Annotated in this window: 29 protein-coding genes and 1 pseudogene; 19 read left to right on the top strand and 11 right to left on the bottom strand. The window is 70.5% G+C overall.

Annotation, left to right across the window (positions count from 1 at the left end; all coding sequences use genetic code 11):
* Positions 1 to 67: 67 nt before the first annotated feature.
* Genes QN141_08955 through QN141_08945 form a run of 3 tightly spaced genes read left to right on the top strand, consistent with a single transcriptional unit; the run spans position 68 to position 1324 of the window.
* Positions 68 to 448 (top strand): hypothetical protein, encoded by a 381-nt coding sequence (locus QN141_08955; GenBank protein MDR7558605.1) that lies wholly within the window; start codon positions 68 to 70, stop codon positions 446 to 448.
* A complete protein-coding gene (locus QN141_08950) occupies positions 426 to 866 on the top strand; it encodes a hypothetical protein (GenBank protein MDR7558604.1) in 441 nt (146 codons plus the stop codon). Before QN141_08955 ends, QN141_08950 begins: the two co-directional genes overlap by 23 nt.
* Positions 866 to 1324 carry a GAF domain-containing protein gene (locus tag QN141_08945; protein ID MDR7558603.1) on the top strand — a complete coding sequence of 153 codons (459 nt, stop codon included), beginning with the start codon at positions 866 to 868 and terminating at the stop codon, positions 1322 to 1324. The genes QN141_08950 and QN141_08945 overlap by 1 nt, the downstream gene beginning before the upstream one ends.
* Positions 1325 to 1423: 99 nt before the next feature.
* Here the strand turns inward: QN141_08945 and QN141_08940 are convergent.
* Positions 1424 to 2026: pseudogene (locus QN141_08940) on the bottom strand (DNA-3-methyladenine glycosylase I).
* Between QN141_08940 and QN141_08935 the strand changes: the two are divergent.
* The 3 genes from QN141_08935 to QN141_08925 are packed head-to-tail and all read left to right on the top strand — an operon-like array spanning position 1946 to position 4703.
* Positions 1946 to 2773 carry an ABC transporter ATP-binding protein gene (locus QN141_08935; GenBank protein ID MDR7558602.1) on the top strand — a complete coding sequence of 276 codons (828 nt, stop codon included), beginning with the start codon at positions 1946 to 1948 and terminating at the stop codon, positions 2771 to 2773. The pseudogene QN141_08940 and the gene QN141_08935 overlap by 81 nt on opposite strands.
* Positions 2760 to 3638, top strand: a complete 879-nt coding sequence (locus QN141_08930; GenBank protein ID MDR7558601.1) for an ABC transporter permease — start codon at positions 2760 to 2762, stop codon at positions 3636 to 3638. Before QN141_08935 ends, QN141_08930 begins: the two co-directional genes overlap by 14 nt.
* A 39-nt stretch (positions 3639 to 3677) precedes the next feature.
* Positions 3678 to 4703: an ABC transporter substrate-binding protein gene (locus QN141_08925; protein ID MDR7558600.1), complete on the top strand. Its 1026-nt coding sequence runs from the start codon at positions 3678 to 3680 to the stop codon at positions 4701 to 4703.
* Between the two features lie 72 nt (positions 4704 to 4775).
* Here the strand turns inward: QN141_08925 and QN141_08920 are convergent, their stop codons facing one another.
* From QN141_08920 to QN141_08885, 8 genes are all read right to left on the bottom strand, one after another.
* A complete protein-coding gene (locus QN141_08920) occupies positions 4776 to 6026 on the bottom strand; it encodes an amidohydrolase family protein (GenBank protein MDR7558599.1) in 1251 nt (416 codons plus the stop codon).
* 103 nt (positions 6027 to 6129) lie between these two features.
* Positions 6130 to 7116 (bottom strand): succinylglutamate desuccinylase/aspartoacylase family protein, encoded by a 987-nt coding sequence (locus tag QN141_08915; protein MDR7558598.1) that lies wholly within the window; start codon positions 7114 to 7116, stop codon positions 6130 to 6132.
* Positions 7100 to 8212, bottom strand: coding sequence for an ABC transporter ATP-binding protein (locus tag QN141_08910; protein MDR7558597.1), 1113 nt, complete (start codon positions 8210 to 8212; stop codon positions 7100 to 7102). Before QN141_08910 ends, QN141_08915 begins: the two co-directional genes overlap by 17 nt.
* A 7-nt stretch (positions 8213 to 8219) precedes the next feature.
* Positions 8220 to 9335 carry an extracellular solute-binding protein gene (locus QN141_08905; protein ID MDR7558596.1) on the bottom strand — a complete coding sequence of 372 codons (1116 nt, stop codon included), beginning with the start codon at positions 9333 to 9335 and terminating at the stop codon, positions 8220 to 8222.
* Between the two features lie 44 nt (positions 9336 to 9379).
* On the bottom strand, positions 9380 to 10165 hold the full coding sequence (locus tag QN141_08900) for an ABC transporter permease (GenBank protein MDR7558595.1): 786 nt from the start codon (positions 10163 to 10165) through the stop codon (positions 9380 to 9382).
* On the bottom strand, positions 10165 to 11073 hold the full coding sequence (locus QN141_08895) for an ABC transporter permease (GenBank protein MDR7558594.1): 909 nt from the start codon (positions 11071 to 11073) through the stop codon (positions 10165 to 10167). Before QN141_08895 ends, QN141_08900 begins: the two co-directional genes overlap by 1 nt.
* The gene (locus QN141_08890) at positions 11070 to 11876 is read right to left on the bottom strand and encodes an IclR family transcriptional regulator (GenBank protein MDR7558593.1); all 807 of its coding nucleotides are present in this window, start codon (positions 11874 to 11876) and stop codon (positions 11070 to 11072) included. The genes QN141_08895 and QN141_08890 overlap by 4 nt, the downstream gene beginning before the upstream one ends.
* 75 nt (positions 11877 to 11951) lie before the next feature.
* On the bottom strand, positions 11952 to 12842 hold the full coding sequence (locus QN141_08885; protein ID MDR7558592.1) for a fumarylacetoacetate hydrolase family protein: 891 nt from the start codon (positions 12840 to 12842) through the stop codon (positions 11952 to 11954).
* Positions 12843 to 12933: 91 nt separating this feature from the next.
* Here QN141_08885 and QN141_08880 point away from each other — a divergent pair, with 91 nt between their 5' ends.
* Positions 12934 to 14055, top strand: coding sequence for a hypothetical protein (locus QN141_08880; GenBank protein MDR7558591.1), 1122 nt, complete (start codon positions 12934 to 12936; stop codon positions 14053 to 14055).
* A gap of 60 nt (positions 14056 to 14115) precedes the next feature.
* Here the strand turns inward: QN141_08880 and QN141_08875 are convergent, their stop codons facing one another.
* Both QN141_08875 and thyA read right to left on the bottom strand, forming a co-directional pair.
* A complete protein-coding gene (locus QN141_08875; protein ID MDR7558590.1) occupies positions 14116 to 14625 on the bottom strand; it encodes a dihydrofolate reductase in 510 nt (169 codons plus the stop codon).
* Entirely contained in the window at positions 14622 to 15539 is a 918-nt protein-coding gene (gene thyA / locus QN141_08870) for a thymidylate synthase (GenBank protein ID MDR7558589.1), read from the bottom strand. Before thyA ends, QN141_08875 begins: the two co-directional genes overlap by 4 nt.
* A 293-nt stretch (positions 15540 to 15832) precedes the next feature.
* On the opposite strand from thyA, the gene QN141_08865 reads away from it, so the two are divergent.
* From QN141_08865 to nuoI, 12 genes are all read left to right on the top strand, one after another.
* Positions 15833 to 16408: a CoA pyrophosphatase gene (locus tag QN141_08865; protein MDR7558588.1), complete on the top strand. Its 576-nt coding sequence runs from the start codon at positions 15833 to 15835 to the stop codon at positions 16406 to 16408.
* 210 nt (positions 16409 to 16618) lie between these two features.
* A complete protein-coding gene (locus tag QN141_08860) occupies positions 16619 to 16948 on the top strand; it encodes a MerR family transcriptional regulator (protein MDR7558587.1) in 330 nt (109 codons plus the stop codon).
* A complete protein-coding gene (locus tag QN141_08855) occupies positions 16948 to 18108 on the top strand; it encodes a cysteine desulfurase family protein (protein MDR7558586.1) in 1161 nt (386 codons plus the stop codon). The genes QN141_08860 and QN141_08855 overlap by 1 nt, the downstream gene beginning before the upstream one ends.
* 57 nt (positions 18109 to 18165) lie before the next feature.
* Entirely contained in the window at positions 18166 to 18519 is a 354-nt protein-coding gene (locus tag QN141_08850; protein ID MDR7558585.1) for an NADH-quinone oxidoreductase subunit A, read from the top strand.
* The gene (locus QN141_08845; GenBank protein ID MDR7558584.1) at positions 18516 to 19034 is read left to right on the top strand and encodes an NADH-quinone oxidoreductase subunit B family protein; all 519 of its coding nucleotides are present in this window, start codon (positions 18516 to 18518) and stop codon (positions 19032 to 19034) included. The genes QN141_08850 and QN141_08845 overlap by 4 nt, the downstream gene beginning before the upstream one ends.
* Positions 19031 to 19546 (top strand): NADH-quinone oxidoreductase subunit C, encoded by a 516-nt coding sequence (locus QN141_08840; protein MDR7558583.1) that lies wholly within the window; start codon positions 19031 to 19033, stop codon positions 19544 to 19546. The genes QN141_08845 and QN141_08840 overlap by 4 nt, the downstream gene beginning before the upstream one ends.
* Position 19547: 1 nt before the next feature.
* A complete protein-coding gene (gene nuoD, locus QN141_08835) occupies positions 19548 to 20726 on the top strand; it encodes an NADH dehydrogenase (quinone) subunit D (protein MDR7558582.1) in 1179 nt (392 codons plus the stop codon).
* Positions 20723 to 21190, top strand: coding sequence for an NADH-quinone oxidoreductase subunit NuoE (gene nuoE, locus QN141_08830; GenBank protein MDR7558581.1), 468 nt, complete (start codon positions 20723 to 20725; stop codon positions 21188 to 21190). Before nuoD ends, nuoE begins: the two co-directional genes overlap by 4 nt.
* Positions 21183 to 22451 carry an NADH-quinone oxidoreductase subunit NuoF gene (gene nuoF / locus QN141_08825; GenBank protein MDR7558580.1) on the top strand — a complete coding sequence of 423 codons (1269 nt, stop codon included), beginning with the start codon at positions 21183 to 21185 and terminating at the stop codon, positions 22449 to 22451. Before nuoE ends, nuoF begins: the two co-directional genes overlap by 8 nt.
* The gene (gene nuoG, locus QN141_08820; GenBank protein MDR7558579.1) at positions 22448 to 24937 is read left to right on the top strand and encodes an NADH-quinone oxidoreductase subunit NuoG; all 2490 of its coding nucleotides are present in this window, start codon (positions 22448 to 22450) and stop codon (positions 24935 to 24937) included. The genes nuoF and nuoG overlap by 4 nt, the downstream gene beginning before the upstream one ends.
* Positions 24934 to 25917, top strand: coding sequence for an NADH-quinone oxidoreductase subunit NuoH (gene nuoH, locus QN141_08815; GenBank protein MDR7558578.1), 984 nt, complete (start codon positions 24934 to 24936; stop codon positions 25915 to 25917). The genes nuoG and nuoH overlap by 4 nt, the downstream gene beginning before the upstream one ends.
* On the top strand, positions 25914 to 26408 hold the full coding sequence (nuoI, locus tag QN141_08810; GenBank protein ID MDR7558577.1) for an NADH-quinone oxidoreductase subunit NuoI: 495 nt from the start codon (positions 25914 to 25916) through the stop codon (positions 26406 to 26408). The genes nuoH and nuoI overlap by 4 nt, the downstream gene beginning before the upstream one ends.
* Positions 26409 to 26412: the final 4 nt, after the last annotated feature.

The following is a 26412-nucleotide window of genomic DNA, read 5'->3' as shown; positions in this document are numbered from 1 at the left end:
CCCTCCGTCGGGTTGTCCCCTTGGGCACAGGAGACCGCCGGGCAGGCGCGGAAGTGGTCCCATCACGGTGTACCGGCTCGTCGTCCTGGTTGCCGTCCTGCTGACCGCCGCGCCGGCCCGCGCCCAGCAGGCCGCCCCGGAGGTGGTGGCCAGAAATCTGGCCGAAAACGTCCTGGGGCCGCGGACCGTCCGATCGGTGCGCGTTTCCGCCGGCGGCCGGTACATCGACATCGTCTGGGACGCGGTGCTGTACCGGCCGGCGCACTCCCCTGCGCGGAACCGGGAACAGTTGCGGGGCGAGGCGGAACTGGCCACGGGGTCGATCATGGGCGTGCTGCGTCCGGCGGCGATCGACTTCACCATGATGGTGGGCCGGCGGGCCATTGCCCGGGGCCGGCGCACCCCGGAGGAGTTCACCATCACCTATGCGCAGGAACTCGGAGGCTAGTGCCCTGACTCCGGACGACCGGCGCTTCCTGGCCGCCATCGTGCGCCAGGTCTGGCGGGCCGCGCAGGCCTATGTCGCCGTAGCGGTCGAAGGCGGTCCGGCGGCGGCGCGGACGACAATCGCCGACCTGGGCCAGTGGGCCGCCGCCCAGCGCCGCCTGCTGGCCAGGCGTCCGACCCGGGCGGTCACCGCCGACGGACTGCGCATCGGAGGCGACCTGCTGGACGACGTGGGCGCGATCTGCCGGCGCGTGGATCATCTGCTCGGCACGCTGGACCATCCGTCGATCAGCCGGGAGCGGGCCGAGGAGGAGGCGCTCGCCCTCATCGAGGGCGTGGTGAGCTGGACCAGCCTGATGGCGGCACAGCTGGGACTGGCCCGCCACCTGAGACCGCGGATTCTGGAGTACGAGGGCTGATGCGCGCGGTCGCCGACTACGCGGGGGCGCTGACGGAGATTGAGGCCCTGCTGGCCGCCCGGAGGGGGGCGGCCGCCGCCCAGGCCGTCGTGGACTATCTCCACGACCGATTCCCGCACTATTCGTGGGTCGGTCTGTACTGGGTGGAGGGATCCGACCTCGTGCTCGGCGAGTGGCGGGGGCCCCAGGCCACCGCGCACACGCGCATCCCCATCGGCACGGGCGTCTGCGGCGCCGCCGCCGCGTCGGGCCGGACCGAGATCGTCGCCGATGTTTCGCAGGATCCCCGCTACCTGGCCTGCTTCCCGTCTACGAAGTCCGAGATCGTCGTTCCCATCGTCCGCGACGGGCGCGTCATCGGGGAGATCGACATCGACAGCGACCAGATCGGCGCCTTCGGTCGCGACGATCAGAGGTTTCTGGAACAGGTCGCGGCGCTGCTCGCCCGCACGCGCTGACCGTCGGTGCGGCGGCCCCAGGCGGACCGCGCGCAGGCCTGAACGGCCGCCAGGTGGCGAGTAGCCTGGCGCGGCGAGCTGCCGGTAACGGAAGCAGCGCACCGTGTGGTCGTTCACCAGCCCCACGGCCCGCATGAAGGCGTGGCAGATCGTCGGGCCCACAAAGCGGAATCCACGGCGCCGCAGCTCCTTGCTCATCGCGACCGAGAGCTCCGTGCTCGCGGGGATGTTGGCAAGGCGCCGCCGCCGCCCCTGCAGCGGTCGTCCGCGGACGAACCCCCAGATGAACCGGTCGAATGAGCCGACCTCCTCCTGAATCTTCAGGACGGCTCTGGCGTTGGCGATCGCCGCCTCGATCTTCGCCCGGTTGCGGACGATCCCGCCATCGCGGAGCAGCCGGCGCACCTGTGCCGGCGTGTAGCGCGCCACCTCTTGGGGATCGAAGTGGTCGAAGGCGGCGCGGAAGCGGTCCCGCTTGCGCAGGATCAGGTCCCAGCTCAGCCCGGCCTGCATCCCCTCCAGGACGAGGAACTCGAGAGAAGGGAATCGCCACCTGCGGGTCCGAATTATGGGGCCAAGGTCGCGCCGGCGACCAGCCCAGTGTGTCCCTGAGGTGTCGGGATGACGGCCGCCCCCGGGATCATCGAGGCCCGGGACGTCTTCAAGGTATTCGTGGCGCGCACCGAGCGCCGGCGACGCCACGCCTTCTTGGCTCTCCACGACGTCAGCCTCACCATTCCCCAGGGCCGTTTCGTGAGCTTCGTCGGTCCCTCCGGCTGCGGGAAGTCTACCCTGCTCAACATGATCGCCGGGCTGATCCGTCCCACGGACGGCGAGGTGCGCTACAAGGGCCGCGCCGTGGAGGGGGTGAACACCGATGTCGGCTACATCACCCAGGACGACAACCTGCTGCCCTGGCGGACGCTGCTGGAGAACGTTGAGGTGGCCCTGGAGTTCCGCGGCGTGGCGGCGGGGGCGCGCCGGGAGCGGGCCCGGCGCTACATCCAGCGGGTGGGGCTGAGCGGGTTCGAGCACCACTACCCCCACGAACTCTCGGGCGGGATGCGCAAGCGCACGGCGTTGATCCGCACCCTGGTCTACGAGCCGGACGTCATTCTGATGGACGAGCCCTTCGGCCCGCTCGACGCCCAGACCCGGGTGCTCCTGCAGGACGAGCTGCTGCGTCTGTGGGAGGGGAGCGGCAAGACCATCGTCTTCGTCACCCACGACCTGGTCGAGGCCATCGCGCTGTCCGATGAGATCGTCTTGTTCAGTCGCGCGCCGGGGACGATCAAGCGGGTCTATCCGGTTCCCCTGCCGCGGCCCCGCGACGTCTTTCGCATCCACGCCGATCCGCTCTTCCCCGCGTTCTACGAGCGGCTCTGGCACGACCTGAAGGAGGAGATCACCATGGTGGACCAGGAGGCGGCCGCGCATGGCCCTGCGTGAGGCGGCGGTGAGGCCCGGCGGTCCGGCGCTGCCCGCCGGCAGCGGATTGCTGGAGCGGGTGGAGCGGGAAGAGGCCTTGCGGGCCCGGGCCGAGCGCCGCGCCACCCTGGTCGGCCGGCTGCTCTTTGCCCTGGCCTTCCTGCTGGGCTGGGAGGTGGCGAGCGGCCGGGTGGTGGAGCAGTTCTTCGTCAGCAAGCCCTCGGCCATCGCCGGCGCCCTGTGGGCCATGCTGACGAAAGAAGCCCTGCTGTACCACCTGCAGTTCACGATCGTGGAGGCCACGGTCGGCTACCTGATCGGCGCCGCGGCGGGGTTGATCCTGGGCTTCGCCCTGGCCCGGATGGACGTCGTCTACCGGATCGTCGAGCCCTTCGTGGTGGCCTTCTACGGGATCCCGCGCATCGCCCTGGCGCCGCTGTTCATCCTCTGGTTCGGCATCGGCATCACCTCCAAGATCGCCGTGGCGGCCGTCATGGTGTTCTTCATCGTGTTCATCAATACCATCGCCGGCGTCCGCGCCGCGCCGCCCCAGCTGCTCCAGGTGGCGCGGGTGATGGGCGCGTCCTCCTGGGATCTGGTGCGCAAGGTGGTCTTCCCCGCCGCCACGCCCTTCATCATCGCCGCCCTGCAGATCACGGTGCCGCAGGCCATGATCGGCGCCATCGTCGGCGAGTTCATCTCCAGCAACCGCGGGGTGGGGCACCTGATCAGCCGGGCCGCGGGGTGGCTGGACACCCCGGGGCTGTTCGCCGGAATCTTCGCCCTGCTGGTCGTGGTGCTGGTGATGAACCTGGGCATCACCCTGCTCGGCGGCCATCTCATGCGCTGGCATCCCAAGGCGGGGACGTTGCGCGATGTGCCCTAGCGGGTGGAGGGTGTGAGACTCGGGGGAGGTGAGGGGGGCATGCGATGGAGGCGGTGGACGGCGGCCTGCGCCGTCCTGATGATCCTGACGGCGGCCCTCGGTGCCGGCGGCGCCGCGGGCCCGGGGCCGCGGGTGCGGATCCGTGAGGCGCACACCGGAACGCTCTTCATGGCGCCGGTGTACATCGCCGAAGCGGCGGGGTACATGGCGGAGGAAGGCATCGACCTGGAACTCATCGAGGTCGAGAGCGGCGCCCTGGGCATCGCCGCGCTGGTCTCCGGCCAGGTGCAGTTCTTCGACGCCGACCCGTTCCAGGCGGTGCAGTTGCGCCGGCAGGGCAAGCAGATCCTGTTCATCTACAACCTGACCAAGCGCGTCACCCTGGACATGGTCATGCATCCCGAGGTGGCCCGGGCGCGCAACGTCAGCCGCGCCACGCCCATCGCCCAGCGCTTTGCCGCCCTGCGCGGGCTCAAGCTGGGCATCACCCGGCCCGGAGCGGCCACCGACGTCTACATGCGCTACTACCTCAAGCTGGCCGGGCTGAATCCCGACCGCGACGCGCAGCTCATCGCGGTGGGCGGCGGAGGCGCGCTGCTGGCCGCCCTGCGCACGCGGCAGATCGACGCCTTCCACCTGTCTGCGCCCACCCCCTACCTGGCCGAGAAGGACGGGTTCGGCGTGGTGGTGATCAAATCGTCGGCCGGGGACGTCCCGCAGCTGGACAACTTCATGTACACGGGCATCGCCGTCCACAATGTCTACGCCAACCAGAACCCCGACCTGCTGCGACGCTGGGTGCGGGCCGTGAACCGGGCGAACCGGCTGATGCGCACCGATCAGGCCGCCGCCGTCCAGCACCTGCGCAAGCACTTCCCGCGCACCGATCCGGAGGTGCTGACCCTGGCCCTGCGGGAGATCATCCCCGCCCTCTCCGAAGACGGCCGGATCAGCGAGGCGATGATGGAAAAGCACCTGCAGTTCATGCTCGACGACGGCCAGATTCCCTTCAAGCCGTCGGCGAAGGAAGGGATCCTCTGGACGAACCGCTTCATCGGCCCGTAGGGTGATCCGCGGCGGCCCCGGCGCAAGGTCCGCCGGGGCCGCCGCCCGACTACCGCCCGCTGCGGGGGCGCCTCACAGCGTCAGGGCGACGCCCTTGACCTGGGTGCCTCCGACGAAGACCGCCGTCACCGCCTCCGGCTGGCCCAGCAGTTCGGGACGGGCCAGAGGGTCGCCGGCGACGAGGATGACGTCGGCCAGCTTGCCGGGTTGGAGGGATCCCAGGCGCGGGCCCAAACCCAGCAGTTCCGCCGCCGTCATCGTCGCGGCGCGGATCGCATCCAGCGGCCGGAGCCCCGCCCGGACCAGCATCGCCACCTCCATCCCCGCCGCCCCGTGGGGGGTGAGCACCGACCCGGCGTCCGTTCCCGCGGCGATCTTCACCCCCATCTGGTAGGCGAGCTGGACGTGGGCGTGGTGCTGCTTTGTCCGGTCGCCGACGTTGTCGATCATGAACTGGGGGAGTCCCGCGCTGCGCCCCCGGCGCAGGATCTGCTCCATGACGATGAGGGTCGGCACGAGGAAGACGCCGCCTTCCACGGCCCGCAGGGCGCACTCCTCGTCGAAGGACATGCCGTGCTCGATGGAGCGTACGCCGGCGGCGATGGCCCGCAGGATGCCGTTCTTGTTGTGGGCGTGGCAGGCCACCGGCCGACCGGCGAGGCGGGCCGTGCCGACGATGGCCCGCAGCTCTTCCTCGTCGAACTCCTCCGCCTCGATCCGCCCGCCCGGGTCGATCACCCCGCCGGTCTGGAAGACCTTGATGTGATCGCATCCCGCCTCGACCTGTCGGCGCACGGCGGCGCGCCCCTGCTCGGGACCGTCCACGACCTCGGAGATGTCGCCGTGGGCGACGCGGATCCAGGGGGGGACGATGGTGCCGTGGCCGCCCGTGGAGGTCAGCCCCTTGCCGGCCGCCACGATCCTGGGGCCGCGGATCCGTCCCCGGGTGATCGCCTCGCGCGCGGCAATGTCGATGTGGCCGATGTCTCCGACGGTCCGGATGGTCGTGACGCCGGCCTCCAGGGTGGCGGCGAGGTGGCCGACGGTGTCGAACGCCACCTCAGGGAGCGACCGCTGAAGGGACATCGCCAGGAGGTCGGCCCCGCCGGTCATCGTGATGTGCACGTGGGCGTCGATCAGCCCGGGCATCACCGTCAGGCCGTCGCCGTCGATGACGCGGGCTCCACCAGGGATCGCCACCCGGGCGGCCGGGCCTGCGGCGACGATCCGCTCCCCTTCAAACACCAGCGCCGCGCGGTCCACCGGGTCCGCCCCCGTGCCGTCGATCAGCCGCGCTCCTACGATGGCCGTCTGCTCCGTCATCTCAAGGCCTCCTCCCTGCGCGCCGGCCGCGACCGCGGCCGGCCCTTGGCAAGGTCACGGACACACTCAGCCAGTCATCTCCGGCAGGTAGCGGCGCCGGTCTTCAGGCCCCACCGCCGGTCTCCTCGCCTGCGACCTCCAGCATGATGCTGACGCGCTCGCCCGGATGGACGGCGAGGCCGCGGCGCCGCATCGAGGCCACGAACCCCCGGTCGAAGGGGGCGCGCACCGTTTCCACGACGTCGCCGTAGGCGTCGACGAGTTCGGCGACCACCGCGTCCCGGGGGACGATCTCCCCGGGCCGGGCCCCGGGGATGAGGATCCCGCCCCGCCGCACCTGCATCATCTGCGAGGCGCCGAGGATCGTGTAGCGCTGCTGGCGGAGGACCGGCTCGTCCACCATCTCCAGCGCGGCCAGGACCCCGCGGAGGGCCTGCTCGAAGTGACGGAGGTCGTCGTCGGTGACGTCGCCGCCGCCCACCTCCACAATCACCGCCGGAATCCCCTCCTGCGTCAGGCGGGTGAACATCGCCCCGGCGAGCCAGTCCGCCCGCGAGGCCCACAGATACGGCGTGCCCACCGCCTCGGCCATGCGGCGGGCGGTGCGGCTGGCCGCCGAGCCGTCCGCGTGGTAGATGGCGTAGAACGGCACCCGGCCCAGATCGCCGGCGCTGTGGAGGTCGAGTGCCGCGGTCGCCGTCTCACGCACCAGCCCCCAGATCCGGTGGGCCATCTGGTCGCTGAAGCGGCCGGCGGCGCTGCCGGGGAACACCCGGTTGAGGTTGGCGTGGTCTACGGGGCTCTCGCGGCTGCGGGCGCGAAAGGCCGGCACGTTGAGGATGGGGACGGCGACGATGGTCCCCCGGAGGCGCGACGGCGGCAGCAGGGCCAGCAGCCGGTGGAGGGCCAGCGTGCCACCCACCTCGTTGCCGTGGATGCAGGCCTGGATCCACAGCACCGGCCCCGGACGCGCCCCGTGCATGATGACGACGGGCGCATCGACGGCGTCGCCGTCCGGGCAGGTCAGCAGCCGGAAGCTCGTCCGCGCCACCTGTCCGGGGGCCACCGTCGTCTCACCGAACTGAAACACGGTCGGCCTCCCTTCCGTTGGAGGGAAACACCTGCAGGTCTTGGGGCAGAAGCTGGATCCGCAGCGACCCCTGTTGCAGGGCGGCGCGAGTCTCCCGGCGGTTGTGGGCGCTGATCTGAACGACATCGCCCTGCCGGAGGCGCACGGTGGCCCGCAGCACGTCGCCGCCGAAGATCAGGCGCTCCACGGTCGCTTCGAAGAGGTTGGGGCCCTCCGCCTCCGCCCCCGGCGGGAGGAAGCGAACGCGGTGCGGTCGGATGAACAGGCGCACGCGTTCCTCGCCGGCGGGCACATGCTCGGGGGAGACCACGAGCTCCGTGCCCCGGGTCGTGGTGAAGACGACCCGGCCGCGGTCGCGGCGCAGCCGGCCGTGCAGGGTATTCGTCTCGCCGATGAAATCCGCGACCTCGGGCGTCGCCGGGCGCTCGTACAGTTCGTCCGGCCGGGCGTACTGGTGGAGGCGGCCGTGGAAGAGCACGGCGATGCGGTCCGAAAGGCCGAAGGCCTCGGTCTGATCGTGGGTGACGTAGACGGTGGTGATGCCCACCTCGCGTTGAATGCGCTTGATCTCGGCCTGCATCCGCTGACGCAGGGCCAGGTCGAGGTTGCTCAGCGGCTCGTCCAGCAGCAGGATGCGCGGGTTGATCACGACGGCGCGGGCCAATGCCACGCGTTGCTGCTGGCCGCCGGAGAGCTGCCGCGGCAACCGCTGTTCGTAGCCGGCCAGCCCCACCAGCTCCAGCGCCTCGGCCACGCGCCGCCGCGCCTCCGCGCCGGTCACCGCGCGGTAGCGGAGCCCGAAGGCGACGTTGTCGAAGACGGAGAGGTGGGGGAAGAGCGCGTAGTTCTGGAAGACCAGCCCGATGTTGCGGCGATAGCTGGGCACGCCGGTCACGTCCTCGTCGCCGATGCGGATCGATCCGGCCGTGGGCCGCTCCAGCCCGGCGATGAGGCGCAGCGTCGTCGTCTTCCCGCACCCGGAGGGGCCGAGGAGGGAGACGAACTCCCCGGGGGCCACCTCGAGGCTGACCGGTCCCACCCCAAGCACGTGGCCGTAGTACTTCTGGACCCCCGCCAGCGTCAGGGGGACGGCCATGGCCGGGTCAGCCGAGGACCTCCTTGTTCCAGCGCTCCGCGTGCCGGTCGCGGTTGGCCAGCATGGCCTTGATGTCAAAGCGCATCCGGCCCAGGTTGGCCATCTGCTCCGGAGTGAGCAGGACGTTGGAGTTGCGCGGAAGCAGCGCCTGGGCCCGCCGGTTCGTCGGCGGATAGCCGGTGAGGATGCCGAACTGCGCCTGCTGCACCGGATCCAGCGTGAAGTTGAGGAACTCCTGAGCCAGCGCGGTGCTGGCGGGGCTGCGTCCCCGGATGATCCCCAGGTTGAAGGTCCAGTTCAGCCCCCCCTCGGAGGGGAAGACGAACTCCACCGGCGCCCCGGCGTCGCGGGCCTGCTCGGTGCGGGCGGTGTAGAAGGGCTGGATCCAGGTCTCTTCGCTCGTCAGCAGGGCGATGCCGTGCTCGACGTTGTTCATGATCACGGCGCGGTTGGTGCGCACCAGCTCGCGGCACTTGGCAATGCCCGGGTCGATGTTCGTCTCGGTGCCGCCCCAGACCCGGTTGACGGCGTAGAACCAGGTATTGCCCACCCACTCCCATTTCGGGATGGCCACCCGGCCGGTAAAGGCGGGATCCCAGAGGTCCTTCCAGGAGGTCACCTTCTTCGGCGCCCGACGGGTATTCACGGCCAGGCCGAAGGGCGCCAGCACCTTGCCGACAAAGTACGGGAAGCGAAAGGCCTCGTCGACATCTTTGAGATTCGTGACGGTCCGCGGGTCCGGGGGCACGAGCAGTCCCAGTTCGTTCAACTGGGCCGCGGCATACTGGTGGATGTGGATCATGTCGAACCGCTGGTTGTCGCGTTCGGCGATGACCCGCGAGATCTGCTGGGCCGAGTCGCCGACGCTGAAGACCACCCGCGCTCCCTTCGCCTTCTCGAAGGGCCGGGCGTAGATCCGCTCGAAGTACTCCTTCCACGTTCCCCCGGCGAACAGCAGGTTCAGGTCCGAGACCGGGGCGGCGGCCGCCGCGGCCGGGCTCCCGCCCGGCACTCCGGCCAGCCGGCCGAAGACCGCCGCGCCGGCCGCGGCCGCGCCCAGCCGCAGGAACGCCCTCCGGCTGAGGACCAGCTCGATCCGATCGTCTTCTGCCCTGATCAGCATCCCCCCACCTCCTCCTCGATGGCCTGGATGGTGTTGCAGACTCGTCAGTACCTGACCACGGCATCCAGCCCGGCCAGCCGGTTGATCACCAGGGCGATGGCCAGGATCATCGCCACCTGCACCGCGGCAATCGCGGCGATGATGGGCGTGCTCTCCCAGCGGAGGTAGGCGAACACCTCCACCGGCAGCGTCGTGGTCCGCGGGCCGGTGAGGAACAGGGCCACGTTCACGTCGGTGAAGGAGAGGGTAAAGGCGAACAGCATCGCGGCCAGCAGCCCGGAGCCGATGAGCGGCGCCGTGACGCGGGTGAAGGTCTGCAGGGGATTGGCGCCCAGGCTCAGGGCCGCCTCCTCCAGCTGGGGATCGCTGCCCTCCAGGCTGGCCGTGATGGCCCGGACGGCGATGGGCAAAGCGATCAGCGTGTGGCCGACCACGATGCGGAGCTCGTCGGCGAAGGTGTGGCGGGCAAAGAACAGCAGCAGGGCGATCCCCACCACCATCTGGGGGACCATCATCGGCGAGAGGAACAGCGTCTGGAGCAGGGTGCGCCCCCGGAACCGATAGCGGCTGAGCGCATACGCCGCGGGCAGGGCCAGGAGCCCCGTGACGACGGCGACGATCAGGGCCAGTTTCAGGCTCACGGCGACGAAGGCGTGGGTGAAGTTCTCGGCCTGGAGGAACTCCCGATACCACGTCAGCGAGACCCCCTGCGGCGGGAACAGGTTCAGCCGGGTGGGGTTGAAGGACGTGAGCACGGCGACCACGACGGGGGCGAGGAGAAAGGCAAAGACCGACACAAGATAGAGGCGTCCCAGCGCCCGGAGCGGCATCACGGTCCTCTCCCTCCCCGCCCCCGGGCCGTCACGGCGAAGAAGAGGAAGACGGGGAAGGCTTCGAAGGCCAGGAGGATGAAGGCGACCGCGGAGCCGAAGGGCCAGTTCAACGTGGCGGTCATGAGCTGGTAGATCAGCGTTCCCATGGTCTGCGTGCGCGGGCCGCCCAGGATGGCCGGGGTCACGATCGCGCCCGCGGACAGGGTGAAGACGATCACCGTGCCCGAGACGATGCCGGGCAGACTGAGGGGCAGCACCACCCGCCGCAGCACCTCCAGCGGGCCGGCACCCAGGGTGGCGGCCGCCGCTTCCAGCGTGGGATCCACCTTCTGCAGCGCGGAGATCAGGGGAAAGATCATGTAGGGCAGGAGGACCTCGATCAGGCCCAGGACGACGGCCGTCTCCGTGAACAGGATGCGCACCGGTTCCCGGACCACGCCCAGGGCCAGCAGCAGCTGGTTGACGGTCCCGCTGCGTCCCAGCAGGACGATCCAGCCGTAGGTGCGGACGACGATCCCGACCATGAGCGGCGTCAGCAGCAGGAAGATGAGCCACCCCTTGGCCCGGCTGGTCGTGCGGGAGAGGTAGTAGGCCAGGGGATAGGCGAGGAGCAGGGCGGTCGCACTCACCACCGCCGCCAGCCGGAGGGTGGAGAGCAGGATCCGACGATAGAACGGGTCGAGGAGAAACCGCAGGTAGTTCTCCAGCGTGATGCGGTCCCCGACGATCTGGGCCGGCGCGTAGTTCCGGATGCTGACGAGGAACATCAGCGCCAGCGGGTAGAGGAGAAAGACCCCGAAGAAGGCCACAGGAAGCGCCGCCAGCGCCAGGTAGGGCCGGCCCTGCACCGCCGCACCCAGGGAGCGGATGTCGCCCCGGATGCCGGGCAGCGCGACGGCATTCACCGGCGCGGCCTCCTCGCTTCCGTGTTCCACCAGCGGTCGCCCAATGCCCGGCCCAGGCGCTCGCCCCGCAGGAGCAGGGCCTCGACGATGCGCCGCTCGTCTTGCCGGGAGACACCGGCGATCGGATAGGAGACGCTGAGGGCGAAGGACTCCCCGTCTGCGGCACTGGCGAATCCGATGCCCGCGGCTTTGATTCCGTCAAAGGTCTCCTGGTCGGCGACGGCGTAGCGCCGGGTCCGGGTCCGCGCGAGTTCGGCAAGGAGCGCCGGGATCTCGCGCAGGGTGGCCCGGGTCAGTGGGGTCAACGGGGTGCGGGCGTAGAGGCGGGCCACCTCCTCATCCGGCAGGCGGGCCAACAGCGCCTTGCCGATCGCCGTGGCGTACGCCGGGAAACGCTCGCCCGGTTTGACCACGAGACGCACCCGGTGGGCGCCGGCCTCCGAGGCCAGCACCACGACGTCGGGGCCGGCCAGGACGCCGATGTACCCGGTGTGGCCGGTGGAGGCGACCAGATCCTTCAGCGCCTCCAGGACCAGCGGCAGCCATCGGTGGCGGTGCGTGTAGCGGGCCCCCAGATCGAACAGCCCGATGCCGATGCGATACCGTCGCGACCCGGCCTCCTGTTCCAGGAGACCTCCCGATTTCAGCGTGGTGGCGATGCGGTACACCACGCTGCGCGGCAGGCCCAGGCGGCGGCTGAGGTCGGAGATGCCGAGCACCGGGTGGACGGCATCGAAACAGCGGAGGAGTTCGATGGCCTTCTGCAGCGTCTTGAGTGTTCCAGAATCAGGAACAGAGTCCACAATTGGGAATGCGGTTCGTCCCGCCTCCGCCAACTCCTTCACCTAAGGGGTCGGAGGGAAGGCGGTGCGGAGCGGTCAGCGCGGCGCGACGACGCGGTTGCGGAGGACGCCGATCCCTTCCACCTCCGCCTCCATCACGTCGCCCGGCCGCAGCCACCGCGGAGGTTTCATCCCCTTGGCCACGCCCTCCGGCGTGCCCGTGGCCAGCAGGTCCCCCGGTTCGAGGGTCATGCCGGCCGACAGCACCGAGATCAGCCGGGCCACGGGGAAGATCATGTGCGCCGTGGTGGACTGCTGGCGCACCTCGCCGTTGACGCGCAGCGACAGGCGCAGGCGCTGGGGGTCGGGGATCGCCGAGCGGTGGACGATCCAGGGGCCCAGGGGCGCGAACGTGTCCAGCGCCTTGCCCTTGAACCACTGCAGGTGGCGGTCCTGGAGATCGCGCGCCGTGACATCGTTCATGATGGTGTAGCCGAAGACGTAGTCCAGCGCCCGCTCCTCCGGGATGTCCCGGCCGCGGCGGCCGATCACGGCCACCAGCTCCACCTCGTAGTCCAGCTGCTCGGTCACGGCATGGTGGATCACGGGGGCGTCGGGGCCGACCACCGCGGTGGGCGGCTTGGTGAAGAAGACCGGCGCCGCGGGCGGCTCGTTCCCCCCTTCCCGGGCGTGCTCGGCGTAGTTGCGACCCATGCAGACAATGTTCTTCCGCGGCCGGGGAATCGGTGCCAGCAGTCTGGCCGATCGGAGCGGGACGGTCGGGCGCCCGGCCGCCACCCACCGCTCCGCCTCGCGGGCCAGCGCGCGCAGGGCGGCGGCGGGGACCTCGGCGATGAGCCCCAGCATCTCCCGGGGCAGGTCTCGCATCTTGCGGCGGCGGGCCACCGCGTGCAGATCGACGACCGCCTCGCCCACGACGATACCGAGCCGGGCGTCTCCCTTGATCTGGTAGGTGCACAGGCGCATCGGAGCCTCCGGAGGGACAGCAGTGTTCGGCAGGGGAGGGTTCTGCGGACACCGAACGCTACCCTCCGACTCATCCCCGGAGGCGGCGGCGATGCCCAGGGTCCTGGTACTGGCAGGCACGGTGGACGGGCTGTTCGTCCTGGAGAGCGACGGTCGCCGCGCCCGGTGGCGCCGGCGCGGCCCGCTGCTCCGGGGCGTGTCCGTGACCCACTGCGCGTGGGACGGGAAGAGCAGGACGCTCTACGCCACCACCGGCAACGAGGGCGTCCTGAGCAGCAGAACCTTCGGCCGCAGCTGGACCCCGCTCAACGACGGCCTGCCCATCCGCAAGGTCTGGACCGTGGCCGTGAATCCCCGGGAGCCGCGCGAACTGTGGGTCGGGACCCACTTCAGCTATCTCTTCAAGAGCGAGAACCGCGGGAAATCCTGGTCGCTCGTCCCCGGCTACCTCAACGCGCCGGGCAAGGAGGATCGGTGGGGAGACTGGGGGTTCGGCACGATCGGCAACTCGCTCCACGGGATCCACTTCGACCCGCAGGACCCCAGGCGGATGATCGTCGTCAGCAGCACCAACCACGGGGCCCTGCGGACGGAGGACGGCGGGGAGACGTGGGAGTACGCGCGCACCGGCGTCGTCGAATCCTGCCCCGACGCCGATCGGTCGCTTCAGGGGAAGGAGGTGCCGGCGGAAGAGCGGGCCAGGACGGTGGAGGCCCACCTCTCCCAGGTCCACTCCTGCACCCACCGCATCGGAATCTCTCCGGCGGCGAGCAGCACCGTCTACCGGCAGCAACACTGCGGCGTCTACCGCAGCGACGACTTCGGGCGCTCCTGGACCGACATCTCGGCCGGGTTGCCCGACCGGCACGGGTTCCCGCTGGCCGTCCACCCGCGCGAGCGGGGAACTGTGTACGTCGTCCCGGCCTACCAGGGCCGGTGCAAGAAGCACAACTCCTGCATCCAGGGGGCGCTGGAGGTCTACCGCAGCCGCACCGGCGGGGCCCGCTGGGAGCGGCTGGGCGAGGGCCTGCCGCGGAAGGTGCACACCGTGGTCCTGCGCCACGGGATGGACGCCGACCGCCTGCAGCCGGCCGGGATCTACTTCGGCACGACCGCGGGCGAGATCTACGGCAGCGCGGACGAGGGGGACACCTGGCGCCTGCTGGCCAGGGGGCTGCCGCGCGTCCAGGGGATCGTCGCGGTTGTCGCCTGAAGAACTCGACCCCTCTGGATTACGACGATCCCGCCGGCAGCGCGCGGGGCTTGACGCGGCTCACCGGACGGGGACGGCGGCGCGTTCCAGGATCTCGAAGGTGTGGTCGAAGTCGTCCCCGGCGCCGCGCGGGTGCGCCGTGGCCCGGAGCACCCGCCACTGCGCGGGATCGAGCTCGGGGAACACGGTGTCCCCGTCCGGCGCGGCGTGCACGCGCGAGCGGTAGATGCGCTGCGCATAGGGCAGGGCCAGACGGTAGACCTCCGCGCCGCCGATGACGAACACCTCGTCTTCCCCCTGGACCAGGGCCAGCGCCTCCTCCCACGACGCCGCCACCGCGCACCCCTCCGCGGCCGCCCGCCGGCGCGAGAGGACGATGGTGCGGCGCCCCGGCAGCGGGCCGCCCAGCCGTCGCACGATGGCGTCGTGGGTCCGGCGTCCCACGATCACGGTGCGCCCCCAGGTCAACTCCCGAAACCGTCGAAGGTCGGTCCGCAGGCGCCAGGGGAGGTCCCCGGCCAGCCCGATGACGTCGTTGTCGGCGACGGCGACGACCAGGGAGAGGATCATACCGGTGTCGGGATCCGCCGGCGCGGGAGCTGCGGGAAGTAGTCGGTGACGGCGAAGTGCTCCGGGCGGAAGGCGAAGAGATCGCGGACCGTGGGGTCGAGCCTCACCGTCGGCAGGCGCTGGGGAGAGGTGGACAGCAACTCCTCGACGTCCTTGATCTGATTCAGGTAGATATGGGCATCGTCGATGAAATACACCAGTTCCGTCGGCCGGTACCCCGTGACCTGCCCCAGCATGAGGGCCAGAGCCCCGTAGTGGATCAGGTTGAAGACCAGTCCCACCGGCGCGTCCGCGCTGCGCTGGCGGTGGCTCAGGATGAGGCTCCGGGTGCCGGGGTTGACGTGGACGTGGATCCACCCGTGGCAGGGCGGCACCACCGCCCGGCGCCGGCGGCCGTCGCCCTGGAGCAGGTACTGGGGGATCCAGGGGGTCAGCTCGTGATGGCGCAGGTGGGGGGCGGTCTTGATCTGCGCCACGAGGTGCGCCACCTGATCGAAGACCCCCCCCTCGGCGGTGGGGAAGCGCCGAAAGGCCGCACCGTAGGAGCCCGGTCCCAGATCCCCGGGAGACAGATCGAACTTCGCGCACTCCTCCGCCGTGACCCAGTCGGCCCACCAGTAGCAGCCGAAGGCCTCCAGTTCCTCCCGCGTCTGCGCCCCGTTGAGAAAGGCGCAGATCTCCGCCACGGCCTGGTGGAAGGGAGAGGGGCGCGTCCGCGGTCTGCTCACGAGGTCGCGTTCCGTGATGAGGGGGAAGCCGTTGTCCAGCGGGAAGCGCATCAGGTGGCCGACCACGCGGAGCGCCGGAACTCCCTGCCGCGTGGGGACTTCCTCTCCGGAGGTGAGGATCCGCTGCAGCAGGTCCCGGTACTGGGTATCGACGGTCCGTTCCTCGAAGGGTTTATAGACGACCATGACCTGCCCTCGTCCCCCTCGCCCCGCGGTCTGTCGCGTCCCTGGGACCGGCAGACCGACCCCAGGGAGGAGGTGCAGGCAGAGGAGGAGTGGTATCCGGATGCTGCTGTGTGGGGAGCCTGTCGTGGACGGTCAAGCCCAGACTGGTGGCTCCTCCCCCCTGAGGGTCTCTGGTCGTATTCACGGTCCGTCGGCGGATTCCTGCCGAAGTTTCCATATATTGTAGAGAACGACGGCCTCCTCCCCAACACGCGGCGTCGAGCAGATGTTCGATCCCAATCGGGGCGGCCCGAATGACTGAAGACTTCTTCGCCGTGGTGGAGCGCCGCCTGGCGGGGATCCGCCGGCGGATCATCGCAGACGCCGCGTTGAGACGCGCCGCCGTCCTCCTTCCCCTGTTCCGGGACGGGGGGGAGATTTGCGTCCTGTTCACCCGGCGGACCGAGACGGTGGAGCACCACAAAGGACAGATCTCGCTGCCGGGCGGAGAGGCGGACGCCGCCGACCAGGACCCGGTGGAGACCGCGCTGCGGGAGATGGAGGAGGAGTTGGGGATTCCCCGGAGGGAGGTACGGGTGCTGGGACTGCTGGACGACGTCCATACCCTCGTCAGCGGCTTCGTCATCACCCCTGTCGTGGGCGTCGTTCCCCCTCCCACCGCCCTGCGGGTCAGCGTGGAGGAGATCGCCGAGGTGCTCTCTGTTCCTCTGAGCGTGTTTCGAGATCCCGCCCGGCGGCGTGTCGAGGTGCGGATGGGGCCGGCGGGCGAGCAGGTCGAGGTCTCCTTCTTCGAGTACGGGCCGTACGTGATCTGGGGGGCCACGGCCCGCATCATGCGAACCTTCGTCGCCGCGGCTTTCGGCGAATAGGAACCTCCCCCTGATGCAATTCCAGTCCTGATCTAGGCGATTCTAAAACTTCCGATGGCCGAATACGGGCAAGGACTGCATTTTTCTCACGATATCTCCAGATTTCACTGAAATTAGCCCTCTGTGGCCATGTTTCGACCCATTGTTCGGCTGTTCCGCCGGGGTCCGGCCCGTTGCTATACTGGGAGGGCAGGACGGGGGGCCGTGGCCATGAAGTCCCAAACGCAGCCTCTGTTCACTGTCTCCGTCGCCAGCAGCCTGGTGGGCGTCTCTGCCGGCACCCTCCGGCGGTGGGAGGCCCGGGGCCTGCTCTCCCCTCGCCGTGAGCCCGCTACACGGCGGCGCCTCTATACCTGGCGGGACATCGAACGGGCCCAGCAGATCCGCTACCTGGTCCTCCGGCGCCGCGTTCCGCTGCGGGAGGTGAAGAGCCACCTGCGGCTCCTCGCGGCCCGGGAGGCCGTCCGCGCGCTCGAACTTCCCCCCGTCCGCGGCGGCACGCCGCTCGTGCCCGGGATCGCCCTGGCCCTTTCCCGTTGATGCGCGTCTACGCCGACCACGCCGCCACCACACCGGTGGATCCGCGGGTGGTCGCGGCGATGCTGCCGTATTTCTCCGAGCGGTTCGGAAACGCCAGCAGCATCCACGCCTGGGGACAGGAGGCCCGCGAGGCGGTGGAGCGCGCCCGGGAGATCCTCGCCTCCGCCATCGGGGCCGCTCCGCAGGAGATCGTCTTCACCAGCGGCGCCACCGAGGCGGACAACCTGGCCCTGCTGGGGGCGGCGTATGCCGCCGAACACCGGGGGAAGCACATCGTGACGACGGCGGTGGAGCACCACGCCGTCCTCGAGTCGTGCCGCTTCCTGGCCGCCCGCGGCTTCGAGATCACCATCCTGCCCGTGGACCGGTTCGGCCGGGTCGATCCCGACGACGTTCGGGCCGCGCTGCGGCCGGATACGATCCTGGTCAGCGTGATGCACGCGAACAACGAGATCGGCACGATCGAGCCCGTGGAGGAGATCGGCCGACTGGTCCGCGACCACGGCGCGGTGATGCATTCCGACGCCGCGCAGACCCTGGGCATTCTCCCGGTGAAGGTGGACGCGCTGTCCGTGGACCTGCTCTCCGTCTCCGCGCACAAACGGTACGGCCCCAAGGGCGTCGGGGCGTTGTACGTGCGCCGCGGGACCCCGCTGGCTCGCATCCAGCACGGCGGCGCCCATGAACGCAACCGCCGCGCCGGCACGGAGAACGTCCCGGGAATTGTCGGGTTCGGCGAGGCGGTGCGCATTGCGGAAGAGACGATGGCCGAGGAGGCCGTCCGCCTGCGCGCGCTGCGCGACCGTCTGGCCGCGGGGCTGACGGCGATTCCCGGGGCCAGACGCAACGGCGATCCACAGGCCGGCCTGCCGGGGGTGCTCAGCGTCTCCTTCGAGGGGACGGACAGCGAGTCGCTGCTCGTCGCCTTAGACCTCCAGGGGGTCGCGGCGAGCAGCGGATCGGCCTGCACCTCGGGCAGCCTGGAGCCCTCCCACGTGCTGGCGGCGATCGGGCTGCCCCCGGAGGCGGCGAAGGGCACGGTGCGCTTCTCCCTCGGCCGCGGCACCACCCCGGCTGAGGTGGACTATCTGCTGCAGGTCACACCCGAGATCGTCGCTCGGGTGCGGGCGGCGCTGCGCCCCGCGGACCTGCGGCGTTGACACCCCCCACCATCTCTGTAATCATCGTGAAGGAAGCAGCGCCTCCGGGGACGCGTGGTGGCGGACTACCTGCCGATCTTCATCTACTTCAGCTTCATCATCGCCCTCGTCGTGGCGCTGCTGGCGCTGCACAGCGTGCTGGGCCGCGGCCGCCCCCTGCCGGGGAAGGCAGAACCCTATGAATCCGGGGTCTGGCCCATCGGCTCCGCGCGCGAGCGCGTGCCCATCCGGTACTACCTCATCGCCATGCTCTTTCTGCTCTTTGACATTGAGGCCGTCTTCCTCTACCCCTGGGCGGTGGTGGCCCGCCGGCTGGGGGTCTTCGGCCTGATCGAGATGCTCCTGTTCGTGGCCGTCCTGGGAGTCGGCTTCGTCTACGCCTGGCGCCGGAGGGCTCTGGAATGGCAATGATCTCCAGGACGCGCGCTTCTGCCGAGGCGACCGACGCCGAGGTCGCCGCTCTGCAGCGCAACATCCTGACCACCACCGTGGAGCGCCTGGTGGGGTGGGCGCGCAGCAACTCCGTATGGCCGGTGCAGTTCGGGCTGGCCTGCTGCGCCATCGAGATGATCTCCGCCGCCCAGTCCCGCTACGACATCGCCCGGTTCGGCAGCGAGCTGTTCCGGGCCTCGCCGCGCCAGGCCGACCTGATGATCGTCTCCGGCCGGGTCAGCCAGAAGATGGCCCCGGTGGTGAAGCACATCTACGAGCAGATGCTGGAGCCGAAGTGGGTCATCGCCATGGGCGACTGCGCCTCCTGCGGCGGCGTCTTCAACAACTACGCCCTGGTGCAGGGCGTGGACAAACTCATCCCCGTGGACGTCTACGTGGCCGGCTGTCCGCCGCGCCCCGAGGCGCTGCTGTACGGCTTCACCAAGTTGCAGGAACTGATCGCCGCCGGTCCCGCGGCCCGGAGCCGGCGGTGACGGATCGGCGGGAAGAGGTGGCGCAGGCCTTCCGGGGCCTGGCCGAGGAGGAGGTGCGGTTCCGGGATGAGCTGACCCTCCTCGTCTCCCGCGACAGCATCCGGGACGCGCTGGTCCGCGCCCGGGATCTGGGCTTCCTCATGCTCACCGACCTGACGGCGGTCGACCGCCATCCCGCCGAGCCCCGCTTCGAGGTGGTGTACCTGCTGACGGCGCTGGATCCCCCGGCCCGGCTGCGCCTGGCGATGCGTCTGCCCGGAGGCGATCCCACAGTGCCCACCGCGGTGGAAGTGTATCCCGGCGCCAACTGGCTGGAGCGCGAGGTGTACGACATGTTCGGCATCCGGTTCCTGGGGCATCCGGACCTCAAGCGCATCCTCATGCCCGACGACTGGGAGGGCCACCCGCTGCGCAAGGACTACCCGCTGGTGGAAGAGCCGGTGCAGTTCTTTGGCCACACTCCCAAGCCGCCCAGCGCCATCATCCCCAGGACCCCGCCGCGGAAGGACTGAGATGTCCGAGCTGGCGCGCGAGGCCATCGTCCTGAACATGGGGCCCCACCATCCCAGCACCCACGGGGTGCTGCGCCTCATGGTGGAGCTGGAGGGCGAGGTCATCCTGCGCGCCGAGCCGGTGATCGGCTACCTGCACACCGGCTTCGAGAAGGAGATGGAAACCCGCACCTACCACCAGAACATCGTCTTTCCCCCGCGCATCGAGTACCTGGCGACGATGATCGAGGAGCACGCCTACGTGCTGGCGGTGGAGAAACTGCTGGGGATCCGGCCGCCCCGCCGGGCCGAGATCATCCGGATCATCCTGGCCGAACTGTCGCGCATCGCCTCGCACCTGGTCTGGCTCGGAACCTCGGCGATCGACGTCAACGTGACCAGCCTGCTGATGTACTGCTTCAACGACCGGGAGCGGATCCTGGACCTCTTCGAGGCCGTCTCCGGCCAGCGCATGATGCACGGCTACATGCGCATCGGGGGGCTGCAGTGGGACATCCCGGAGGAGTTCCCGGCGCGGGTCCGGGAGGTGGTGGAGGAGATCCCCCGGCGCCTGGAGGAGTACGAGCGGCTGCTCAGCGACAACCTGATCTGGCGGCAGCGCACCGAGGGGGTGGCCGTGCTGACGCGGCAGGACGCCCTGCGCTACGGCTGCACCGGACCCATCGGCCGGGGCTCGGGGCTGAACTACGATGTGCGCAAGGCGTTCCCCTACGGCGGCTATGAGGAGTACGACTTCGACGTCCCCCTCGGTCGGCGGGGCGACGCCTACGACCGGTACCTGGTGCGGATGGAAGAGATGCGCCAGTCCTGCCGGATCATCCGTCAGGCGCTGGACCGGCTGGAGCCGGGGCCGGTGCTGATCGACGACCGGAAGGTGGCCCTTCCGCCGCGGCGGGAGCTGGTGCGGAGCATGGAGGCGGTCATCCACCAGTTCAAGCTGGTCAGCGAGGGCATCCACCCCCCGCCGGGGCAGGTCTACGCCGCGGTGGAGTCTCCGCGCGGGGAGAAGGGCTACTTCGTCGTCAGCGACGGCAGCAACCGTCCCGTGCGCGTGCGGGTGCGGGCGCCGTCCTTCCACAACCTCCAGGCGCTGCCGGTGATGCTCTTTCGCAACTACGTGGCCGACGTCGTGGTGGCCATCGCCTCGATCGACATCGTCCTGGGAGACGTGGACCGATGAGGCTGTCCGACGCCGCCCGGTCGGCGATCGTGAGGCTGGCGGGACAGTTCCCGCAGCCGCGCTCCGCCCTCCTCGGCGCCCTGTTCGTGGCGCAGGAGGAGGCCGGGGCGCTCCATCCCGAGGTCGTCGCGGAGGTGGCCGCCCTGCTGGGGCTGCCGGCCTCCGAGGCGGCGGCCGTGGCGTCCTTTTACCACCTCTATCGCTTCCGGCCCGAGGGGCGCCACCTCATCCAGGTGTGCACCAACGTCAGCTGCCTGCTCAACGGGTGTCGGGCGGTGCTGGACGACCTCCGGCGCCGCCTGGGCATTCAGGTCGGCGAGACCACCCCCGACGGCCGCTTCACGCTCAAGACGGCGGAGTGCCTCGCCGCCTGCGAGGCGGCCCCGGTGGTGATGGTCGGCCCGGACCGGCACGGCCCGCTGCGGCCGGAGCAGATCGGCGAGATCCTGGAGCGCTATGCCTGAGCCCTTCCTGCTGAAGTACATCCACGAGCCCGATCAGGGCGACCTGGACGCCTACGTCTCGCGCGGCGGCTACGAAGGGCTGCGGCGGGCGCTGGCGATGCGTCCCGAGGAGGTCGTGGACGAGGTGGAGCGGTCGGGGCTGCGCGGCCGCGGTGGCGCGGGCTTCGGCACCGGCCGCAAGTGGAAGTTCCTCCCGCGGGATCCGGCGGTGACGAAGTATGTGGTCGTCAACGCGGACGAGGGGGAGCCTGGCACCTTCAAGGACCGCACGCTGATGGAGGGCGACCCCCACCGGCTGATCGAGGGGATCGTCATCGCCGGGTACGCCGTCGACGCCCACCAGGCCTTCATCTACCTGCGCCGGGAGTTCCACCGGGCCCGGGCGGTTCTGGAGCGGGCGATCGCCCAGGCCTACGAGCGGGGCTACCTGGGGCGCGACATCCTGGGCAGCGGCTACCACCTGGACCTGGTCCTGGCCACCGGCGCCGGCGCCTACATCGCCGGGGAGGAGACGGCCCTGCTGGAGTCCCTGGAGGGCCGCCGCGCCATGCCGCGTCTGAAGCCTCCCTTCTATCCAGCCGTGAAGGGGCTGTACATGCAGCCCACGGCGCTGAACAACGTCGAGACGCTGTGCCATGTGGCCTGGATCCTGGCCCGGGGAGAGGCCTGGTACCGGGAGCAGGGCCCGCCGATTCTCTTCTCTGTGAGCGGTCATGTGCAGCGCCCCGGCGTCTATGAACTGCCGCTGGGCACGTCGATCCGGCAGGTGATCGAGGCGGCCGGGGGCCTGCGCCCGGGACGGGCCTTCAAGGCGTGCTTCCCCGGAGGGACCTCCTCGGCGATCCTGCCCGCGGCCTACCTCGACACGCCCATGGACTACGACCTGGCGAAACTGGATGTCTACGGCGCGATGCTCGGGTCGGCGGCGCTCATCGTCATGGACGACACCGCCTGCATGGTGGAGGTGGTGGCCCGGACGGTGGAGTTCTACCGCGACGAGTCCTGCGGCAAGTGCACCCCCTGCCGCGAGGGCACGGTGTGGCTCAGCCAGGTGTTGGACCGGATCCTTCACGGAAAAGGACGGCCGGAGGATCTGGAGCTCCTGGACGGCATCGCCCGGGGGATGACGGGGACGTGCTTCTGCCCCCTGGGGGAGAGCGTGCCGCCCGCCATCTACTCCTCGCTGCGGTTCTTCCGCCACGAGTACGACCACCACGTCCGCACCGGACACTGCGACGTGAAGACGGCGGTCCAGGTATGAGCGAGCCCGCGCCGACCGTGACCCTGACCATCGACGGCCGCCCGGTGACCGTGCCCCGGGGCACCACCGTCTGGCACGCCGCGCGGCGGGCCGGCATCGAGATCCCGATCTTCTGCTACCACGACCGGATGCCGCCGCTGGGCGCCTGCCGGATGTGCCTGGTCCAGGTGGAGAAGGTTCCGAAGCTGGCCACCTCCTGCACGCTGGAAGCGGCCGAGGGGATGGTCGTGCACACCACGACCCCCGAGGTGAAGGCGGCGCAGGAGGCCATCCTCGAGTACCTGCTGATCAACCATCCGCTGGACTGTCCGATCTGCGACAAGGGCGGGGAGTGCCCCCTCCAGGACCAGACCTTCCGCTGGGGACCGGGCCGCAGCCGCTTCATCGAGACGAAGCGCGACTTCGCCAAGCCGGTGTCCCTGGGCCCGGTGCTGGTGCTGGACCGCGAGCGCTGCATCCTCTGCTGGCGGTGCGTGCGGTTCGGGGAACTGGTCGCCGGCGACGACGCGCTGAAGGGGTTCGACCGGGGCTTCCGGAGCGAGATCAACACGCCCTTCACGCAGCCCGTCCGCTCGAAGTTCATCGGGAACACCATCGCCATCTGCCCCGTGGGCGCCCTCACGGCGAAGTCCTACCGGTTCGCGGCGCGTCCCTGGGACAACCACCCGGTGGACAGTGTCTGCACGCTGTGCGGGGTGGGCTGCGCGGTGACCTTCGACGTCCGCGGGAACGTCATCCGGCGCACCCGGGCCGGCGAGCGGCCCGAAGTCAACGATATCTGGTTGTGCGACCTGGGATTCTTCGGTCACGGCTATGTCCAGCACCCCGAGCGCCTGACCGAACCCCTGGTGCGCCGCGACGGCGCGCTGCAGCCCGCCTCCTGGGAGGAGGCGCTGGAGGCGGTGGCCCGTCGGATCCGCGCCGCGGGCGGAGCGCAGGTGGCGCTGCTGGGCGGGAGCCGGATGAGCAACGAGGACGCCTACGTCGCCGCGCGCGTCTTCCGCAGCGTCGTCGGCACCCCGCACCTGGACTGCCGGCTGGATGCCCGCCGGGGCAGCCCGAGTCTGGGCCTGACCTGGGGGCTGACCACACCCATCTCCGGCATCGCCGACGCCGACGTCGTCCTCCTGGTGGGATGCGACCTCACCGAAGAGTACCCGGTGCTCTGGCTACGCCTGAAACAGGCCCTCGACCGCGGGACGGCCGTCGTCGCGGTGACCTCCAAGGCCCTGGAGGTCGAACGCCACCTGGCCCACCACCTGCTGCACCGGCACGGCGAGGGGAGCGCGGTCCTCGCGGCGCTCCGGCACGCGCTGGACGGAGACCGGGATGGGGCGTCGGCGGGAGGCGTAGAGCCGGACCGGATCACGGCGGCGGCGACGGCCCTTCGCGGGGCGAGGCGGCCGCTGGTGATGATCGGCAGGGCGGCGCTGGAAGCCGTCGACGGGCCGGAGGCGCTGGCGGAGGTGCGGGCGATCTGCAGGCGATGGGGCGTCCGTCCGTCGGTGCTGCGCGGCCGCGGCAACGTCTTCGGGGCGATGCTGGGAGGGCTGCTGCCCGACACCGCGCCGGGCGGACGGCCGCTGGAGGAGGTGCGCGGGGAGCTGCAGCGGCTGTGGGGAGCGCCGCCGGCCGCCGAAGGAGGTCTGACGGCGCCCGAGATCATCGAGGCCGCGGCGGCCGGAAGACTGGACGTCCTCTACGTCATCGGCGGGGATCCCGCCACCGACGTCCCGGACCGGTCCCGGTGGACCGCGGCGCGTGCGCGGGTTCCCTTCGTCGTCGTCCAGGACGCGTTCCTCACCGAGACCGCGCAGGACGCCGACGTCGTCCTTCCGGCGCTCGTTCTGCCGGAAAAGGACGGCACCGTCTCCAGCCTGGAGGGCCGCATTCAGCGGATCCGCGCCGCGGTCCGGGGACCCGGCGCCGCGCGCGGCGACTGGCAGATCCTCGCCGCCCTGGCCCGCGTCCTCGGGGCCACCGTGGCGTACAGCGACTGGGAGGAGATCTTTGACGAGATGCGCGCGGTGATCCCCGAACTGCGCCTGGGTGAGCGGGCGCCGCTGGCGCCGCGCCGTCCGGCGGAGGAAGGAAACGGCGGTACCGCCGGCGCCCGGCCCGGGCCGACGGCGCCTGTGTCCGCCTCCGGTCCCTCACCGCTCGATCCGCCGTTTCCGCTGACGTTGATCGTGGGGGAGGTGTTGTTCGACCGGGGGGCGATGAGCGCCCGGGCCCCGGCCGTCGCCGACCTGGCCGGCGAGCCGTGGGCGATCCTGCACCCCGAGGACGCCCGGCGCGCCGCCGTGGAGGACGGCGATCCGGTCGTGGTGTCCTCGCCCCGGGGAGCGCTCGCCCTGCGGGCCCGCCTCTCGACGGCGATCCTCCCCGGACAGGCCTACGTGCCGCGCGGATTCGACGCCGCGCCGGTGAACGTCCTGGTGGACCCCGGCGATCCGGTCACGCGCGTGCGGGTGGCGGGCCTATGACCGGCGCGCTGGAAGCCGCCGTCAAGAGCGCGATCCTGATCCTGGCGCTGCTGACGGCCTTCGCCTACATGACGCTGCTGGAGCGCAGGCTGCTGGGGAAGTTCCAGGTGCGCTACGGACCGAACCGCGTGGGACCCTTCGGGCTGCTCCAGCCGCTGGCGGACGGCGTGAAACTCCTCTTCAAGGAAAGCTTCCGCCCGGCTCAGGTGGACGTCCTCGTCTACCTGGTGGCGCCGGCGATCAGCATGACCACGGCGCTGTTGGTCTATGCCGTCATCCCCTTCGGCCCGGAGGTTTCCCTCTTCGGCCGGCGCGTCGCGCTGTACCTGGCGGACGTGAACGTGGGGATCCTGCTGGTGCTGGCCGCCTCCTCCATCGGCGTCTACGGGATCATCCTCGGCGGATGGTCCTCCAACAACAAGTACTCGCTGCTGGGGAGCCTGCGCAGCAGCGCCCAGCTCATCAGTTACGAACTCGCCCTCGGGCTGGCCGTCATCGCCGTCGTCCTGACCGCGGGCACCTTGAGCCTGGTGGAGATCGTGGAGGCGCAGCGGCGCCTCTGGTTCGTCGTCCTGCAGCCCGTGGCCTTCCTCCTCTTCCTCACCGCCGCCGTGGCCGAAACCAACCGCGCCCCCTTCGACCTGCCGGAGGCGGAGCAGGAGCTGGTCGCCGGCTACCAGACGGAGTACGGGGGGTTCCGGTTCGCCATGTTCTATGCGGGCGAGTACCTGGGGATCGTAACGATGAGCGCCCTGACGACGACGCTGTTCCTGGGCGGCTGGCAGGGGCCGCTCCTGCCGGGGGCGGTCTGGTTCTTCCTGAAGACCTTCGTGTTCATCTTCTTCTTCATCTGGCTGCGGGCGACGCTGCCGCGGGTGCGCCACGACCAGCTCATGGCCTTCGGATGGAAGGTGCTGGTGCCGCTGGGGTTGCTCAACATCGTGGTCACCTCCGCGGTCGTCCTCCTGAGGGCCCCATGAGGACCGGGGCGGCGGCCGCCGCGTACCTGCGCCGGGGAGCGGCGATGCTCAGGGGGCTGGGCATCACCTTCCGCTATCTCTTCAAGCCGCCCATCACCATCCGGTATCCCGAGGAGAAGCGCACCGCCGTCCAGCCCCGCTTCAAGGGCCGCCACTGGCTCACCCTCTACGAGGACGGGATGGAGCGCTGCGTGGGGTGCGAGCTGTGCGTGATCGTCTGCCCCTCGCAGGCGATCTACGTCCGGGCGGCGGAGAACACTCCCGAGCGCCAGGTGAGCAAGGGCGAGCGGTACGCCGAGGAGTTCCAGATCAACGAGCTCCGCTGCATCTTCTGCGGGTTCTGCGAGGAGGCCTGCCCCACGGGGGCGATCGTCCTGGGCCGGGAGTACGAACTGGCGGGGTACACGCGGGAGTCGCTGATCTACACCAAGCCGATGCTGACGGAGCCCTATCCCGGCGCCTCGGGGCGGGACCCGGGACGGGAGGTGTAGCGGG

It is taken from the genome of Armatimonadota bacterium (assembly GCA_031459765.1).
Lineage (GTDB): Bacteria > Sysuimicrobiota > Sysuimicrobiia > Sysuimicrobiales > Kaftiobacteriaceae > Kaftiobacterium > Kaftiobacterium secundum.
The sequence above is the reverse complement of the archived record's forward strand: the minus strand, read 5'-3'. Positions and strand labels throughout refer to the sequence as shown.